Below are 18,585 nucleotides of genomic sequence, written 5' to 3' on the forward strand. Positions count from 1 at the left end.
TGGAGGCAAAGAAAAACATGGAAAAAGTGGCTGTTTTAATCCCTTGTTACAATGAAGAAATTACTGTAGGAAAAGTAATACGGGATTTTAAGCAAGAATTACCAAATGCTGACATATACGTATACGATAATAATTCAAGCGATCGAACAGTTGAAATTGCGAAAGAAGAAGGTGCAATTGTACGTTCGGAAGTTAGACAAGGAAAAGGGAATGTTGTTCGAAGCATGTTCTCAGACATAGATGCAGATTACTATGTGATGATTGATGGCGATGATACATATCCTGCAGGAGCTGTGCACGAAATTTTAGACGTTCTAAGAAATAACGAGGCTGATATGGTCATTGGTGACCGTTTAAGTAATGGAACGTATTCGAGCGAAAATAAGCGGAACTTCCATGATTTTGGGAACAATTTAGTGCGCAACACGATTAATAGTATTTTTAAGAGTAATATTCGTGATATCATGACAGGCTACCGTGGCTTTAATCGGTATTTTGTAAAGACAATGCCAGTACTAAGCCCAGGGTTTGAAATTGAAACAGAAATGAGTATTCATGCGCTAGAAAATCGTTTTTTACTTAAAGAGATTCCAATTGATTACCGTGACCGCCCTGAAGGAAGCGAATCGAAACTGGATACATTTTCTGATGGGATGAAGGTAATTAGTACTATTATACGCTTATTTAAAAATAGCAGACCGTTTTTGTTCTTTGGCATTTTGGCAGCATTGTTCCTAATTATTGGCATAGCCGTAGGTATTCCAGTGCTTGTTGGTTTTGCTAAAACTGGGTTAGTTTTGAAGTTCCCTAGTGCTATTTTAGCTGTAGGCTTAATCATTCTAGCTATGTTATTTTTCATTTGTGGACTTATTTTAGATACAATTCAACATCGAAATAAACAAATTTATTTTTTAGAGTTAGTAAAATATAAAGAAAAAGCAACACGAAAAACGACTTAATTACATATTAAGTCGTTTTTCATATTAATAATCAGAAAAAACGGATTTTTAAAACATAAAGACCTATTGAAGTTTTGTTGTTGAGGCGCTAGAATGGAATGTATAGTAATCATTTTTGATTACAAATTTAATAATAGAAAGGATGCGCTATGAAAAAAAGAAATTGGGTTGTTATTCTGCTTGGAATATTTTCTCTGATGTTATTTTTTGTGAATCCGGAGAAAGTTTTAGCAGAATCTGGGGACAGTGGTATTGGAGCAAATGAAATTTTAGATAAAGAAGTTAACGAAAAGGTGTATACCCCAAAACAACAAACTGAGGAAGAAAAAGATGAGAATAAGCAAAAGCCTGTCGAGGAAGAACAGGGCCAAATGCTTTTTCGTTCTGCACTTCCAGGAGTATCCGCGACGTCTCTTTCTACGCTAAATCAGCATATCATTAACCAAAACTATCCGAAAGCAACTATTCAACAACAAATCAAGAATTTTGATCGCTTTGCTTATCAGGATGGTGTTGGGAAGCCTCGAGGTATTGTTATTCATGAAACGGCTAATGATAATTCAACGATTACGCAAGAAATCAACTATATGACGAACAATTGGCAAAATGCATTTGTCCATACGTTCGTAGATCATAATCAAATTATCGAAATCCATCCAACTGATTATGCAGTTTGGGGAGCTGGACCGAAAGCAAATCCATATTTTGTGCAAGTTGAGCTAGTACGTGAACGAACAGCAGATGGTTTTTACCGCTCTGTTTATAATGATGCTTACTATGCGGCTTATATTTTAAAGAAGTATAATTTAGCACCAGTAAATGCCCATAATACAGGTAGTGGAACGGTTTGGTCTCATGACGCTGTATCACGTTACCTAGGTGGTACGACACACAGTGATCCGGTTGGATACTTTTCAAGATGGAACTATTCATTTAATGAGTTTTTCCAATTGGTTCAGTATTTATATGATCGTATGGATGTAACTTACTATGCTTCTTCGCCAATTAATTTAAGAGCGGATGCAAATTGGTCTTCCAAGACGGTAGCAACAATTAAAATTGGTGGTTCGATGAAAGTTGATCCAGCTAAAAGTAAGAATGGCTGGGCCTATGTCAATTATAATGGAACGATTGGATATATTCCTTATGCATACATTCAAACACAGAACACCTTTAAAACGGTTTATGCAAAAGATAACTTGAATTTACGTTCTGATTCTAGTTGGAGTTCAAGCGTATCTGGCGTTGTTCCGGCAGGGAAAGCTATTGTGGCTAACTCATCAAAGAATAAAAATGGTTGGTCATATGTCACGTATGTCACGAGTACTGGAAACATTTCTGGCTATATTCCAGCTGCTTATTTTCAAGATACAAACCCATTGAAAACCTATTATGGGAAAAATGATCTTAATTTAAGAGCTGACAGCAATTGGGGTTCAAAAGTTGCGATAACAGTACCGGTAGGAAAAGCGGTTGTTGTGAACAGTGCGCTCGCTAAAGATGGCTGGTGGCATGTTACGTACAACGGCGTTTCAGGATACATGCCTGGAAGTTATTTGCAAACTACAAACCCGATTGCCACTTACTATGGCAAGGATAATTTGAATCTTAGGGCAGATAGTAGCTGGGATTCAAACGTCACCACAACAGTTCCGGTTGGTGAAGCCGTAACTGTAAACTCTGCTTTAGCCAAAGATGGTTGGTGGTATATCACTTATAAAGGTGTTGCAGGGTATTTGCCGGGGACGTATTTGCAAACAACGAATCCGATTCGTTATGCTTATGCTAATGATTTGCTAAATGTTCGCGCTGACAGCAACTGGAGTTCTGCGATTAGTGTCGTGGTGCCAGCTGGTGAAAAAGTGCAAATTAATGATTCTAAAGAGAAAAATGGTTGGGCCTACATGACATATGCTGGGAAATCAGGATATTTGTCTGAGGCATATGTTTCAAAAGAGAATAAATATACAGCTTACTATGCGATAAATGCGATTAATTTAAGAGCCGATAGTAACTGGAATTCTGCCGTTGTTGGTGTGATTCCTGCTAGAGCAAAAGTGGCTGTAGATTTAAGTAAAACTAAAAATGGTTGGTTATATGTGACCTACAATAATTTAAAAGGTTACATTCCCGAAGTTTATTTAAGTAAATAAATAGTGAATCCTCAAGGGGGAGACGATAAGTCGATACCTTGAGGATTTTTTTGAACAAAAATAGAGAAGGTCGGGATTCCGATCCTTCTCTATCCGATAGTTGTGACTTAAGAATTCTTTTTCTTGCTTGTAGCCTTATCGTCTTTATGCATTTCAAGATAAAGCTTATCGACTAATTGACGTACGTTATCTTTAATTTCAGGGTGTTCTAAAGCAAATTTCATTGTTGTTTCGATAAAACCGAATTTATCACCAACATCAAAACGTTGCCCTTCAAAATCATACGCGAAAACACGTTGGATTTCATTTAAGCGATTAATCGCATCGGTTAACTGGATTTCTCCACCAGCGCCGGGTTCTTGTGTTGCTAAATAATCAAAAATCTGAGGTGTCAATAAATAACGACCTAAGATTGCTAAATCAGATGGTGCTTCATTTGGATCAGGCTTTTCAACAAAACCTTTTACATTAAATAAACGATCGCTCATCTTATCAGCAGGATCAATAATTCCATAACGATATGTTTCTTCGTGTGGAACTGTTTGAACACCAATGACCGAACTATGAGTATGCTCATACTGGTCGATAAGTTGTTTCACACAAGGAACTTTAGACTTAACAATATCATCGCCTAGCATGACAACAAAAGGTTCATTACCAACAAAACCCTTTGCTTGTAAAATGGCGTCACCTAACCCTTTAGGTTTAGATTGTCTGATGAAATGCAAGTTAATATTTGTTGTTTCTTCCACAAGGTGGAGTAATTCAAGTTTGTTCTTTTCTCGTAATGTTATTTCAAGTTCAGGAACAGAGTCAAAGTGGTCTTCAATCGCACGTTTTCCCTTACCTGTAACAATTAAAATATCTTCAATTCCTGAGGCCATCGCTTCTTCAACAATAAATTGAATCGTAGGCTTATCTACAATAGGTAAAATCTCTTTTGGCATAGCTTTTGTAGCAGGTAAAAATCTAGTCCCTAATCCTGCAGCTGGAATAACAGCCTTTCTTACTTTCATCTCGAAACCTCCAATAAATATGTACTTCATTGCCTCCTAACATTATAAACGATATTGATGCAGAATAGCAAGACTGATTTCTGTACTGATAAGCGTAGAAATAGATTGGCGGAAGCTAACATGCGCGGGAGAAAATCGAATTGGAATTGACATCCATAAATTTAATAGCTAAAATTAAACAAGATATGCCATTTAGTTAGGAGAATAATATTTTATGAACATGCGAGTAACTGAAAACAAAAGAGTCGCAATAAGTATTATCGTGCCGCTTTACAATGTGGAAGAAGTCATCTTAGAAACTTTAAAAAGTATTGAAGCTCAAACATTTGATAATTATGAAGTTTTACTTATTGATGATGGTTCAACAGATAGAACAATTGAAATTGTAAAAGATTTTATCAAAAACCATAAACTATTTAAACTTATTCAACAAGAAAATGCGGGGCCAGCAGTTGCTCGGAATCATGGTCTTCGAAAGGCTCAAGGAGAGTATATTTGTTTTGTAGATAGCGATGACATTATTCCTGATAATGCGCTTGATTTAATGTATCAAGCAGCAGTTAAGAATAATGCTGATTTAGTTACAGGGGCAACTAAAAGGTTTAATTCAGAGAAAGAATGGTTTATTCCTTCTCATGTGGAACACAATATTGCCAAACCGGGGAGTAAAACGATTTTCAAAAATCCGGAATTGTTTTATTCGATAGGGCCGTGTGCTAAATTATATCACCACCAATTAATCGAAAACCTTTTTTTTCCTGAAACAATTAGATATGGAGAGGACCAGCCATTCGTACTTCATGCATTGCTGAATGCAGAAAATATTTATACGGTAGAAAAAGTGGTTTATTACTACCGTTTGAGGGATGGTGAAGGTGAGTCCTTAACACAATCAGTCTATAAAGATCCTGTGCGTATTTTGCAATCTGTGTTTGATGTTTTTGATTACGGGGAGAAAGAAATTAAAAACAGTAAGACGCCTGAAAATATTGCGTTGGAGTATTATAAACGTGTTTCTAGTGTTGAATTGTGGGCTGCTCTCAAGGCATCAACAGAAAGTAAAGATGTTGACATTCAAAACACCTGTTATACGATGATTTTAAATTGGTTTGAAACAAAATCGGATAAGTTTTTAAACTTAATTCCATCTTTCCGTTATTTTCTTATGTATAGTACGATGGACCGAGCAAACTATATTCGAAAGGGAGCTAGGGATTCTTTCCGCAAACTAATTACTTACTTGTGGGCAAAACAAAGAGAAGAGGCAAAGGATGCTTTCATCAAAACCTATCCTGTATACTACCAAGCGACCATTAGTATTATAGAGGAAGACAACTGGAAAAAAGCGAAGAGAATTTCTAACCGATTTATTATTCGTTCGAAATTAAAAACGCCACGCCTCGTAAATGGTTTTGCGCGAAGAATCTTATTTAAATTGGTGAGTTTTTTGCCGAAAAAAGATTATCTTGTACTTGCAACAGAAAGAAGCGTAAAGCTTGAAGGCAATTTATTAGCGATTTATGACTTTATGTTTTTAAATAATCGACCTGAACGAATTTTTGTCTTTTTGAATAAACAGCGAAGTTGGCTAGAAATACTACAGCTTTATTATGTGTTGGGGCGTGCTGAGAATATTGTTTTAGATGATTATTACAATAAAATCTATGGATTGAAGTTCAGTAAAAGAACTAATGTTATTCAATCTTGGCATGCGGCAGGGGCTTTTAAGAAGTTTGGCTTTAGCGCATTAGAAGCCGATGATTCAAACACTGAAGAATTTGAAGCGCGAGCGCATTCGCCTTACTCTGCCGTTTTAACGAGTTCAGAAGCGATTGTCCCGCAATATGCAGAGGCGTTTCGCAAAAAGGAATCTCAAATATTTCCAATTGGTGTGCCTAGGACAGATATCTTTTTTGATCATGACTATAAAGAATATATCGAGGAAGTTTATCGGAAGCAATATCCGATTTTACGCGAAAAGAAAGCCATTCTATATGCGCCAACCTTTAGGGGCGGACCAGACGAGCGGAAGAATTTCTCTGTTGTCATGGATGTCAAAAAAATGCGCGACTGCTTGAGCGATGAATACGTCTTAATTTTAAAATTTCACCCGATGATTAAAAATATCACCATGAATATTGATTTAGACGATCCATTTATTATTATGATTGATTCAACAGATGATATAAATGACGTAATGCTATTTAGTGATGTTCTAATAACAGATTATTCTTCAGTGATTTTCGAGTATAGCATTATGAATAAACCTATGTTTTTCTTTGCTTATGATATTGATAATTATTTTGATGAACGTGGTTTTTATTTCAACTATGAGGAAATGATTCCCGGGAATATTTACAAGACAACAGATCGATTGGTTGAAGCTATCAAATTGGATCAATATGATTATGAGAAATTAGTTTCATTTAGAAAGCAATTTATGTCTAGTATTGATGGTCAATCCACCCGTCGCTTTATTGAAACTTTTATAGATAATAAAGGGGGGAGAGCATGATTTCAATTATCCAAGTGAGTTCGGAGGAACGTGTTCAAGAAGCGCTTCCGAAATTAAACACAGCTGAAGGCGAATTTATCCTTTTAAATGGAAATGAATCGGACATCGTAACTTCTCAAATTATGACTTTCGCTAAAAATTATGAGGAAGTTATTGCAAGTGCAGACATTCATTATTTTCAAAAAAACCCTGTCTTTTTAAAAGAAGTCAAGAACTTTTCTTATGAAAAAACAGAGTTAGAAGAAGGGTTAAACTATATCAATGAAGTAGAGCTTTCTGTGCCTAGCTATCTCGAACAAGAGCCCTTTCTAATCTTTGAAGAAAATTATCATTTTATGTTGGTTCGTAAAAAAGAACTTTTGAGTGCAGCGAGTGAACTTGATGGCCACGACAATTTTGAGGAGTTAATGTTTAGATTGCTTTCGAAAAATCAAAGTATCGTTAAACAAAAAATCTTAGAATTTCAAGATGATGTTTTCCAAAAAGAATTAGCTGAAGTGGATGTGGAACAAGTTTTTGAGAAGTATGCGTTTTTAAAGATGCGGCAGGAGAAACATAGCCATATTCGTTTGCTTAATCAAAAGTATAATATTAATACTTTGAATTATTTAGTTCGGGAGCAAATTGGCCCGTACTTCCAGCAACTCATTCTCAAAAATGAAGTAGCAAAAGCGGAAACATTTTTAACCAGTTTACTGAAAAAACTAGAGCAATTAGATAAAATAATTGTTTCTGATTTAGTTTCACTTGGTTATTTCTTCGTGCAAGTTCCAATCGAAAATTATCAAAATTTAAAGAGCGACTCATTATTTGTCGAAACATATCTGAAATTTAGTACATTTTTATTTGATCAAATGCATTTTAATTCAAGACAATACTACTTGCGTTTTTACCGTCAAACAACGAATGCATTGTATAAAGCTGTGCGGGCAAATTCTGATAAAGAACTACAAAAATGTAATGAACTATTTTTTAGCAAGTAAATCAATATCAAACAGAAGTTAGCTAAAAAACTAGCTAGCTTCTCTTTATGGCTGAGGGGATAAATATGGAGACGAAAGAACTTAATAAAAAGTGGATATATGGCATTAGTTTTGTTTTGCCTATTTTGTTAGTAATCATTGCACAATCATTAAACAGCATGTCTTTTTTGGGAACAAAAACGTTTCTGGCTGCCGATTTGAAAAGCCAGTATATCTCATTTCACTATCTACTGCATGATTTGATTTACGGAAAAGCGAATTGGGGATTTACATTTCAAGGTGGCATGGGTGTAGGAACACTCGGGATAATAGGCTACTATTTGATGAGCCCATTTGCTTTCATCATCGCGTTGTTCCCAAAGGACTTATTAGTATACCTGATTCAAATTGTTTACTGGATTAAAGTAGGTCTTGCAGGATTATTCATGGCAATCTATTTAAAAAACACATTTAAAAAGATGACGTGGTGGACAATTCCGCTTGCTATTAGCTACGCGCTATCAGGTTTTATAGTTGTTTATCAATCGAATATTATGTGGCTGGATGTAGTTTATATTTTCCCCATTATTATGCTTGGGGTAGATAAACTTATTCAAGATGGAAAATCTGGAATATTCATTTTTGGTATTACATATGCTCTTGTTACAAACTTTTATATTGGCTATATGGCTTGTATCGGGGCATTCTTATATTTTCTTGTTCGGATTTTTGAGCTCGGGGAAAAGCCGATTTCTTTTTGGAAGAAGTTTTTCCATTTCGTTTCATCGGGAATTATTTCTGCCTTATTAGCGGCACCAATTGTTGTGCCAGTAGTGTTAGAAACGCTATCTGCACCAAAAAAGGATCAGGCTATTCAATGGTTTAAGTTTGATTTAACAGAACCAATCAATACGTTAAGCAAATTTTTAACGGGCGTTCAGTATCCACTTGTGGATGTGAATCAAAATGCGCCCAATGTTTACGTAGGCCTCTTTATTTTATTATTAGCTGTGTTATTCTTTTTAAATCGCACTATTTTATTGAAAACGAAGTTGTTGTGGTTAGCCGCTTTAATCGTATTATTTATAGCGACGCAAAGTGTTGGAATGAACTATGTTTTCCACGGGTTTGCGGAACCAAACGGATGGCCATATCGTTATATTTTCATCTTTTCGGCCTTTGCAGTTGTTATGGCGGCTAAAAGTATCGATGTATTTTCAGGTTTGAAAATGTATCAAATCTTAATCGTTTTATCTGCTCTGCTGCTGTTATTTGTACTGCTTTACTTGAACAATGGCGAAATCATCTCTAGAAAAATTTTAGTTATCAATGCGGCTATGCTTATTTGCTTGACGATTGGCCTGATTGGTCTCGAGAAATATCAAAAAATCGCTATTTCGTGTTTAGTGTTACTCGTTGCAGCGGACTTACTGATGAACACCTATCAAACAAATCGCGTCTACCCGGCTGAAACGTATGAACAATACAACCAATTTGATAAAGAAAAAACAGCGATTGTCTCGGAAGTTGGCGGTAGCGATTTTTCAAGAATGGATTTTACAAGTCAACAGCCGTTTCGAAATAATGATTCATTCCGCTATGGTTTGAATGGCATAACCAATTACAATACACTTACGCATAAGCAACTGAACCAAAATCTAGGGAAACTAGGCTTTTTAACAACACCTTCGATGGTGTGGTTACGCTACGAAGGGAACACTTTAATTACCGACTCCTTGTTTGGCGTGGCATACAACATACAACCTAAAAATAGCCAGATTACAAAAGAGGGTTTTAAGCGGGTCATGCAAACTGCTTCTTACGACGTTTATCAAAATCAAAACGCGCTTTCCTTAGCCTACATTCCGCAAGTGGACTATCAAGCGGTTAGCAGTAAACTTGATGATCCGTCGCTAAATTACTTTGAGAAGCAAAACCTACTTTTTTCCAAAAAAGGAAGTGAGTTACCGTATTTCCAAATGACGACCCCAGTAAAATGGGAGGCAAAAGATTTAACAGTGACGCGAAACAATAATGTTTTGACGCTCCAAAAAAATCAACACGTCACGGAAGGGAAATTGGAAGCACAAATTGAAATCCAAAAACCTTCGCAACTTTACCTGTCATTAAATGGAATCGTGAATAGCGCTACGCCTTTACAAATCTATGTAAACGGTAAACAAGTTTCACATTCTACCTTTGAGGTAGCGCCGCATATTATTAATCTTGGCGAACAAAAAAGCGGGGTGACCACCGTTACTTTTGTAGTTCGAAACGCGGTGGAAAACATCGGTGGTTTACAGTTTGCTAAACTGGATTTAGAAATGTTCCGAAATCGAGTGAATGCCCTAGAAAAAAGTAACGTACATGTAGAAAAAATACGTGAAGATCAGCTAGAAACAAATTTTGTAGCAGAAGAAAAAGAAACTGTCCAATTTACAATTCCGTATAGCAAAGGCTGGAGTGCCAAAGTAAATGGCGAAAAAACTGAAATAACGCCACTTTATAACAAGAGTTTTATTGGGGTTGAAGTGCCTAAAGGGAAAAATAAAATTGAGCTGAGCTACAGACAACCTGGTCTTTTTGCAGGATTCCTTGCGCTACTAGCAGGTAGTGCGCTATTGATCTGGTTAAGATTTAGAGCGAAACGTTCGTAAGACTCGCGTGAATATGGATAGCTTCTTTTTACAATCTTTTGTGTTACAATATAGCTGTATGAGCTTTCAAACTTTAGAAATAAAGGAGAATAAAGAAATGATTTATGCTGAAATTCTTGCTGGGGGTAAAGGTACCCGGATGGGCAATGTGAGTATGCCAAAACAATATTTACCGCTTAACGGTAAACCCGTTATTGTGCATACCGTTGAAAAATTTATTTTAAATGCGCGTTTTGATAAGATTTTTGTGGCTTCACCAAAAGAGTGGATGAACCACACAGAAGATGTCCTAAAAAAACATATTCAAGATGACCGAGTTGTTGTCATTGAAGGTGGTACCGACCGCAATGAAACGATTATGAACGGAATTCGTTATGTAGAGAAGAATTTCGGTTTAAATGAAGATGATGTTTTAATCACACATGATGCTGTTCGTCCATTTTTAACGCACCGAATTATTGAAGAAAATATTGATGCGGCTTTGAAATACGGCACAGTAGATACGGTAATTACGGCGACGGATACAATTGTTGAATCGACCAACCATGAATTTATTACAGATATTCCGGTTCGTGATGTGATGTATCAAGGTCAAACGCCGCAAAGTTTTAACATGAAAATGATTTATGGGCACTACAACGCGCTTTCTGCCGAGCAAAAAGAAATTTTAACGGATGCTTGTAAAATTTGTCTGTTAGCTGGTGAAAAAGTGAGTTTAGTAAAAGGTGAAATTTTTAATATTAAAATTACGACACCGTACGATTTGCAAGTAGCGAATGCCATTATACAGGAGCGGATAAATAATGATTAATCAAGTATACAGGCTCGTGTCTGAACGACAATTCGAAGTCGCGAACATTGATGAAACATTGACGGAAGATGTCGTTGTTGTTCGCCCAACTTATCTTTCGATTTGTGCGGCCGATCAGCGCTATTATACTGGTTCACGCGGAAAAGAAATTTTAGCGAAAAAACTTCCAATGGCACTGATTCATGAAGGTGTCGGAGAAGTCGTTTATGATGCTAAAAAAGAATTTCCTATTGGGACAAAAGTCGTCATGATTCCTAATACACCCGTTGAAAGTGACCCTGTCATTGCAGAAAACTACTTGCGTTCAACGAAATTCCGTTCAAGCGGTTTTGATGGACTCATGCAGGACAATGTTTTCATGCGTCGGGACCGTCTTGTGGTGTTACCAGAAGATATGGACATGTCAGTTGCCGCTTTTTCAGAGCTCATTTCAGTAGCTGTTCATGCGCTACTTCGCTTTGATTCACGCGCCGACCAAAATCGCTCGTCTTTCGGCGTTTGGGGCGATGGCAACTTAGGCTTCATCATGACGCTTCTTTTAAAAGATAAGTACCCAGATGCGAAGGTCTATATTTTTGGAAAAACACCGTACAAACTGGATTTCTTCTCGTTTGTAGACGGTGCCTATAATATTGACGAGATTCCGGAAGGGCTTGTTATTGACCAAGCGTTTGAATGTGCGGGAGGCAGAGGCAGCCAGTACGCGGTCAGCCAAATTATTGACCTCATCAAACCAGAAGGTACGATATCGCTACTCGGTGTTTCAGAATATCCGATTGAGTTTAATACACGCATGGTGCTTGAAAAAGGGCTTACCGTTTACGGTAGTAGCCGCAGTGGTCGTGTTGACTTTGAAGAAACCGTTCGTTTTTTAAATGAAAATAAACGCGCTGTGGAATACTTAGCCAATTTAGTCGGTGAAATCCATGATGTTCGCAGTATTCAAGATGTCATTGAAGCGTTCGAATCCGATTTACGAAGCCCGTGGGGGAAAACGGTCATGTCGTGGAACATATAAGAAAAAGGCGTCGCTGTGCGGCGCTTTTATAAAAGGGACAAAGAATAAGGAGTGTGATGAAAATGAAGCGTATTTTAGCTTCTGTATACATGTGTTTCGTCAAGGTAATCGCCTTCCTTTGTCGCATGTTTAAACGGCAAAACAAAGTGGTTATGCTGATTACGTTTAGCGATAGCCCAGAACAAATCTCCAAAAAAATGGTGGAACTAAAAGTGACACCTGAAACAATTGTTTTTTATGACCCACGTTTAGACACAACAAAAATCGCTCAAAATTTTATGCGAATGATTCCTATGAAAACAAAAACATTGGTGTCGCGCATTTATCATATGAGCACGGCAAAAGTTGTCCTTGTTGATAATTATTTCCCCGAGCTTGCTGTGATGAAATGGGCAGAAGGAACAATCTGCGTACAAATTTGGCATGCGAGTGGCGCACTCAAAAAGTTTGCATGGGAAGATAAAAGTGTTGCGGGACGGACAGCTGCCGAACAGACGCGATTTAAACGCGTCTACGCGGCGTTCACTCATGTGGTCGTGGGATCTGATGTGATGGCTGACATTTTCAAACGCTCTTTCTTGTTAGACGACAGTAAGCTGCTCAAAATCGGAGTGCCAAGTACAGACTACTTTTTTCAAAAAGAAGAGGTCATGAGGGTGCATAAGCGCTACCGCGCGAAGTATCATAAAAAGACAATTTTATATGCTCCGACGTACCGGGACAATGAGCTTGGTGCGGCCAAATTGCTCATCGATGTGGAAATGATGCGCGAAAAATTGGCGAGCGAATACGTCTTGCTGTTAAAACTGCATCCCGCAATTGCGAGTCAACTTGACGTGCCAGAAGATGATTTTGTACGCATTGTGCCGAAAGCAGAATCAATGAAGGAAGTCTTGGCTGGAAGCGACATTCTCGTGACAGATTATTCATCCACCCCCGTTGACTTTGCGCTACTTGGCCGCCCAGTGTACTTCTACACGCCAGATTTAGAAACGTATGATAGCGAACGCGGTCTTGTCACAGGCTACTTGGATCTAATTCCGGGGACGCCGTATCAGACGACAGAGGCGCTTTCAGACGCTATTTTAGCGGAGGCTGCGCATGCCGAACAAATTGAGGCGTTTAAAAAAAGCTGGAACAAGTACTCGACAGGAAATGCAAGCGAAAAACTTGTTTCTTTTATTAAAAAAAATCTTTAAAAAAAGAGGGACGTACGATGAAAAAAGTGATAACTTACGGCACGTTTGATTTGCTCCACTGGGGTCACATTGAACTTTTAAAGCGGGCAAAAGCCCTTGGCGATTACTTAATTGTCGCCGTCTCAACGGACGAATTTAACGCGCTAAAACATAAAGAAGCCTATCACAGTTACCCGCACAGAAAATTGATTTTAGAAGCTATCCGTTACGTAGACGAAGTTATCCCAGAAAAAACATGGGAACAAAAAATTGACGACGTCAAAACGCATGACGTTGATATTTTCGTGATGGGGGACGATTGGAGCGGCGAATTTGACTTCCTAAAAGATTACTGTGAAGTCATTTATTTACCAAGAACGACCGGCATTTCAACGACACAAATTAAAGATGATTTAAGCTAAAATCCTACGCCCATTTTTGCGTAGGATTTTTTGCGTTCAAAAATTCACGGAAGTAGTAACACACCCCGTTTTGTGCTATGATGGGGTTATTAAATTCGTTTCCAAATGAGGATAGGAGAGAACGATGACGAACTTATATCAAGACGACAGTTTAACACTACATACTGATTTGTATCAACTTAATATGATGAAAGCGTATTTTGATGACGGCTTGCATGAGCGTAAAAGCGTATTCGAAGTTTTCTTTCGCGATATGCCATTCGATTCAGGCTTTGTCGTTTTTGCTGGCTTAGAGCGCATTATTGCTTATATGAAAAATTTGCGTTTTACAGAATCCGACATCACCTATTTACACGATGAACTAGGATTTGATGGCCCGTTTTTAGAGTATTTACGAAACTTTAAATTTAAAGGCAACATTCGTTCCGTTCGCGAAGGTGAATTTGTTTTTAAAACAGAACCCATCGTGCAAGTGGAAGCGAGCTTAGCGGAAGCACAGCTCATTGAAACGGCACTTTTAAATATTGTGAACTTCCAAACCTTAATTGCGACCAAAGCGGCGCGAATTCGTGAGGTTGTGGAAGCGGAAAGCTTAGCTGAATTTGGCACGCGGCGAGCGCAAGAAATGGACGCAGCAATTTGGGGAACGCGCGCGGCTTATATTGGCGGCTGTGATTCCACAAGTAACGTGCGCGCTGGAAAAATTTTCGGCATTCCAGTTTCAGGAACAATGGCGCATGCGATGGTTCAGGCGTACCGAGATGAGTATGAAGCATTTAAAAGTTATGCGAAGAGTCATAAAAATGCTATTTTCCTCGTAGACACGTATGATACGCTGAAATCAGGCGTACCGAATGCGATTCGGGTGGCGAAGGAACTAGGCGATAAGGTGAATTTTATGGGGATTCGTTTGGACAGCGGGGACATGGCGTTCTTGTCGAAGAAGGCACGCCAAATGCTAGATGAAGCAGGATTTCCGGATGTGAAAATTTTTGCGTCGAGCGATTTAGATGAACATACGATTTTATCTTTGAAGGCACAAAAAGCGAAAATTGATTCATGGGGTGTTGGCACAAAACTAATTACAGCATATGATCAACCAGCGCTTGGTGCGGTTTACAAAATGGCGGCCATCGCGGACGAAAACGGTGTGCTGCAGGATTCAATTAAGCTGTCGAGCAACACGGAAAAAGTTTCCACCCCGGGTAAAAAGACCGTGTATCGTATCATCACGACGGACGAAGGCTTGAAGGCGGAAGGGGACTATGTGGCACTGTTTGACGAGTCTTTGGACGACGCGAGGGAGCTTACGATGTTCCACCCGGTGCATACGTACATTACGAAAACAGTGAAGCATTTTACGGCGCGTGAGCTACTTGTGCCGATTTTTGAGGACGGCGAGCTTGTCTATGAGATGCCGACTTTAGAGGAAATCAAGCAATATAAAGAGGATAACCTGGCGCTGCTTTGGGATGAATACAAGCGTACGATTCGTCCAGAACAATACCCAGTTGATTTAAGCGTGAAGTGCTGGAAAAATAAGATGCGCAACATCGAGAAAGTGCGCAAAAGCGTGCAGCTTCATTCACCAGTTGATTTAGATATACCATTTTAACAAACACGAGCGGCTTTCTTTTTGTCTAAAAGTAGGTCGCTGTTTTGATAGGAGGATTTTGATGTTGAGAGAACAAATTATACGTGAGATGCACGTTTTACCGGAAATAAACCCACAAGAAGAAATTCGGAAGAGCATTGACTTTTTAAAGGCCTATTTAAAGCGAAATCCGTTTTTAAAATCGCTTGTCCTTGGAATTTCCGCTGGGCAAGACTCCACCTTAGCTGGCAAACTAGCCCAACTTGCGATTACCGAATTGCGCGCCGAAACAAACGATTCGAGCTATCAATTTATCGCCGTAAGCTTACCGTACGGCAAGCAAATCGATGAAGCTGACCGCACGGATGCGCTCGAATTTATTGCGCCTGACAAAACGATTACGATTAACATTAAAGCTGCCGTCGATGTGAGCGTCATCACTCTAGAGCAAGCTGGCGTAACACTTTCCGATTTCGCGAAAGGAAATGAAAAGGCGCGCGAGCGCATGAAGGCTCAGTATTCCATTGCAGCGATGTATCAAGGGGTGGTCGTTGGGACGGATCATTCTGCGGAAGCTGTTACTGGTTTTTATACGAAATACGGGGACGGCGGGACGGATATCAATCCGCTTTTTCGCCTCAATAAACGACAAGGTAAGGCTCTCCTTAAGGAACTAGGATGTCCTGAACATCTTTATTTAAAAGCACCGACAGCGGACCTTGAAGACGATAAACCCGCTTTGCCGGACGAAGTGGCGCTTGGTGTGACGTACGATGAGATTGATGATTACTTGGAAGGGCGCGCAGTCCCAGAAGATGCTGCACAAAAAATCGAAGCTTGGTACACAAAATCTATGCATAAACGTCATATGGCGATTACAATATTTGATGATTTTTGGAAATAGGAGGGATGCAAAATGAAGATGGGATTTGGACTATTCACGACGTTTGTTGCTCACCCGGGCCAGCAAAAAGCGCTTGCAGAAATTTTACTGGAAAGTGCCGCTGGTCTCGAAAAAGAGGCGTCTTGCCTTTCTTACATCGTTGGCATATCTGAACAAGATGAAAATATTGTTTACGTGAGCGAAATTTGGACGGACGAAGGGCACCACCGCGCTTCGCTTGAAAACCCGGCAACGAAGGCTGCAATCGAACGGGCAATGCCGCTAATTGCAAATGTGGAACGCAATAAGGAACTCGATATTATTGGTGGAAAAGGGCTATAAAATGAAAACGATTATGATTGTTTGCGCGGGCGGCGCGACTTCTGGCTTAATGGCGCAATATGTTGTAAAAAGCGCGAAAGAACAAAACTTAGACGCCGCTTTGCTTTTCCCGGAGGACGTAAAATTGAAAGCTGATTTTTTCCAAAAAAATAAAGATCGTGATGTTGTGTTTTTCATGGGTCCGGTGACGGCGATTACGAGTGCGCATTTTCGCGACTTTAAGGAGCAAGTGGACGCCGTTTTGGTTGCCCCGCAAGTGAGTTACATGTATAAAGAAGTGGAGAAAGTTTTGGGAGAAATCGGGATTCCAAGTGCAAAAATTGATTCGCTTGCGTTTGGTCGCATGGAAGGTGCGAAAATTTTAGAGCAGGCGCTTAGGCTCACTGGTGAAATCTAGGGTTGCAACTTTCCTCGCAAGACGTTAAAATGTAAGAAGAATGAAAGGGCAAGCGATTGTCCTTTTCTTATTTTGTGGTTTGAGCCGACTATCTCGGCTTAATTTTATAGATAAGGTGGTTTTGGAAAAAAAGATGAAAGAATTTCTAGAGCAAGAAAAAATTATCGTTTTGGATTTTGGTAGCCAATACAACCAATTAATTACGCGACGTATCCGCGAATTTGGTGTATATAGTGAGCTTCACCCGCATACGATTACGGTAGAGGAAATGAAGGCACTTAACCCAACTGGTATTATTTTCTCAGGCGGGCCGAACAGTGTGTATGATGAAGGTGCATTCCGCTGTGATGAAGGCTTATTTGAAATGGGCATTCCAATTTTAGGTATTTGTTACGGCATGCAGCTAATGACTTTACATTTTGGCGGTAAAGTAGAACCTGCAAAAGACCGTGAATACGGAAAAGCAAATGTACATCTAGAAATTCCAAACCATTTATTTGCTGGCATTCCGACTGACCAAACTGTCTGGATGAGCCACGGCGACCTCGTTGTTGAAGCGCCAGCAACTTTTGACGTTATCGGTACAAGCAAGTCTTGTCCGGTTGCAGCGATTGCTGATGAAAACAAAAAGATGTACGGTGTCCAGTTCCACCCGGAAGTGCGCCACTCAGAATACGGCAACGACCTGCTTAAAAACTTTGCTTTAAACATATGCGGTTGTAAGGGTGATTGGTCGATGGAGAACTTCATTGATGTCGAAATTAAAAAGATTCAAGAGCTTGTTGGGGATAAAAAAGTGCTCCTAGCTCTCTCTGGCGGGGTCGATTCTTCCGTCGTCGGCGTTTTGATCCACAAGGCAATTGGTGATAAGCTTACATGTATTTTTGTTGATCATGGCTTACTTCGTAAAGGTGAAGCCGATCAAGTTATGGCAACCCTTCAAGGCGAGTTCAACATGAATATTATTAAGGTTGACGCCAAAAAACGTTTCATGGACAAACTAAAAGGCGTTTCAGATCCTGAACAAAAACGCAAAATCATCGGCAACGAATTCATTTACGTATTCGATGATGAAGCGAGCAAACTAGACGGCGTAGAATTCCTAGCGCAAGGTACGCTTTATACGGACATCATTGAAAGCGGCACAGCGACGGCGCAAACAATTAAATCGCATCACAACGTTGGCGGACTTCCAGAAGACATGCAATTTAAATTGATTGAGCCATTAAATACGCTATTCAAAGACGAAGTGCGCGCACTCGGAACGGAACTCGGTATGCCAGACGCAATTGTGTGGCGCCAACCCTTCCCAGGTCCAGGCCTCGGTATTCGCGTACTCGGTGAGGTGACGGAAGAAAAACTAGAAATCGTCCGCGAATCCGATTTTATCCTAAGAGAAGAAATTAAAAATGCCGGTCTTGAACGCGAAATCTGGCAATACTTCACAGCCCTACCAAACATCCGAAGCGTGGGTGTCATGGGTGACGGCCGCACATACGACCACACTGTCGTCCTCCGCGCCGTAACAAGCATCGACGGCATGACAGCCGACTGGGCGCGCATCCCGTGGGACGTGCTGGAGAAAATTTCTGTGCGAATCGTGAATGAAGTGAAGCACGTGAATCGTGTTGTGTATGACGTGACGAGTAAACCACCAGCGACGGTGGAGTGGGAGTAA

15 protein-coding genes are annotated in these 18,585 nt (G+C 39.5%); 14 read left to right on the forward strand and 1 reads right to left on the reverse strand.

All coding sequences use genetic code 11. The features are described from left to right. The first annotated feature begins 17 nt into the window (after window positions 1-17). Window positions 18-959, forward strand: coding sequence for a glycosyltransferase (locus CFT42_RS00760; protein WP_088808695.1), 942 nt, complete (start codon window positions 18-20; stop codon window positions 957-959). Between the two features lie 149 nt (window positions 960-1,108). Continuing rightward, window positions 1,109-3,112 carry an N-acetylmuramoyl-L-alanine amidase gene (locus CFT42_RS00765; protein ID WP_117584596.1) on the forward strand — a complete coding sequence of 668 codons (2,004 nt, stop codon included), beginning with the start codon at window positions 1,109-1,111 and terminating at the stop codon, window positions 3,110-3,112. Window positions 3,113-3,219: 107 nt separating this feature from the next. Here the strand turns inward: CFT42_RS00765 and galU are convergent, their stop codons facing one another. Continuing rightward, window positions 3,220-4,128, reverse strand: a complete 909-nt coding sequence (gene galU / locus CFT42_RS00770) for a UTP--glucose-1-phosphate uridylyltransferase GalU (RefSeq protein ID WP_088808696.1) — start codon at window positions 4,126-4,128, stop codon at window positions 3,220-3,222. Window positions 4,129-4,342: 214 nt separating this feature from the next. Here galU and CFT42_RS00775 point away from each other — a divergent pair, with 214 nt between their 5' ends. The 12 genes from CFT42_RS00775 (at window position 4,343) to guaA (ending at window position 18,585) form a co-directional block, all read left to right on the forward strand. After that, a complete protein-coding gene (locus CFT42_RS00775) occupies window positions 4,343-6,643 on the forward strand; it encodes a bifunctional glycosyltransferase/CDP-glycerol:glycerophosphate glycerophosphotransferase (protein WP_088815155.1) in 2,301 nt (766 codons plus the stop codon). Then, entirely contained in the window at window positions 6,640-7,626 is a 987-nt protein-coding gene (locus CFT42_RS00780) for a hypothetical protein (protein WP_088815156.1), read from the forward strand. The genes CFT42_RS00775 and CFT42_RS00780 overlap by 4 nt, the downstream gene beginning before the upstream one ends. Before the next feature lie 65 nt (window positions 7,627-7,691). Then, window positions 7,692-10,262 (forward strand): YfhO family protein, encoded by a 2,571-nt coding sequence (locus tag CFT42_RS00785; protein ID WP_159458135.1) that lies wholly within the window; start codon window positions 7,692-7,694, stop codon window positions 10,260-10,262. Window positions 10,263-10,359: 97 nt separating this feature from the next. After that, window positions 10,360-11,073, forward strand: a complete 714-nt coding sequence (locus CFT42_RS00790; protein ID WP_088815158.1) for an IspD/TarI family cytidylyltransferase — start codon at window positions 10,360-10,362, stop codon at window positions 11,071-11,073. Beyond that, the gene (locus tag CFT42_RS00795) at window positions 11,066-12,091 is read left to right on the forward strand and encodes a ribitol-5-phosphate dehydrogenase (RefSeq protein ID WP_088815159.1); all 1,026 of its coding nucleotides are present in this window, start codon (window positions 11,066-11,068) and stop codon (window positions 12,089-12,091) included. The genes CFT42_RS00790 and CFT42_RS00795 overlap by 8 nt, the downstream gene beginning before the upstream one ends. Window positions 12,092-12,153: 62 nt before the next feature. After that, window positions 12,154-13,290 carry a CDP-glycerol glycerophosphotransferase family protein gene (locus CFT42_RS00800; protein ID WP_159458136.1) on the forward strand — a complete coding sequence of 379 codons (1,137 nt, stop codon included), beginning with the start codon at window positions 12,154-12,156 and terminating at the stop codon, window positions 13,288-13,290. A 17-nt stretch (window positions 13,291-13,307) separates the two neighbouring features. Continuing rightward, on the forward strand, window positions 13,308-13,691 hold the full coding sequence (gene tagD, locus CFT42_RS00805; protein WP_088815161.1) for a glycerol-3-phosphate cytidylyltransferase: 384 nt from the start codon (window positions 13,308-13,310) through the stop codon (window positions 13,689-13,691). 124 nt (window positions 13,692-13,815) lie between these two features. Beyond that, window positions 13,816-15,306: a nicotinate phosphoribosyltransferase gene (locus tag CFT42_RS00810; protein WP_088815162.1), complete on the forward strand. Its 1,491-nt coding sequence runs from the start codon at window positions 13,816-13,818 to the stop codon at window positions 15,304-15,306. A gap of 58 nt (window positions 15,307-15,364) precedes the next feature. Next, window positions 15,365-16,189 carry an ammonia-dependent NAD(+) synthetase gene (gene nadE, locus CFT42_RS00815; protein WP_088808705.1) on the forward strand — a complete coding sequence of 275 codons (825 nt, stop codon included), beginning with the start codon at window positions 15,365-15,367 and terminating at the stop codon, window positions 16,187-16,189. Between the two features lie 12 nt (window positions 16,190-16,201). Further along, window positions 16,202-16,510 (forward strand): putative quinol monooxygenase, encoded by a 309-nt coding sequence (locus CFT42_RS00820; protein WP_088808706.1) that lies wholly within the window; start codon window positions 16,202-16,204, stop codon window positions 16,508-16,510. Between the two features lies 1 nt (window position 16,511). Beyond that, window positions 16,512-16,907 (forward strand): PTS sugar transporter subunit IIB, encoded by a 396-nt coding sequence (locus CFT42_RS00825; protein WP_088809064.1) that lies wholly within the window; start codon window positions 16,512-16,514, stop codon window positions 16,905-16,907. Between the two features lie 121 nt (window positions 16,908-17,028). Further along, window positions 17,029-18,585 carry a glutamine-hydrolyzing GMP synthase gene (guaA, locus tag CFT42_RS00830; protein WP_088815163.1) on the forward strand — a complete coding sequence of 519 codons (1,557 nt, stop codon included), beginning with the start codon at window positions 17,029-17,031 and terminating at the stop codon, window positions 18,583-18,585.

The organism is Listeria goaensis, from assembly GCF_900186125.1.
GTDB lineage: Bacteria > Bacillota > Bacilli > Lactobacillales > Listeriaceae > Listeria > Listeria goaensis.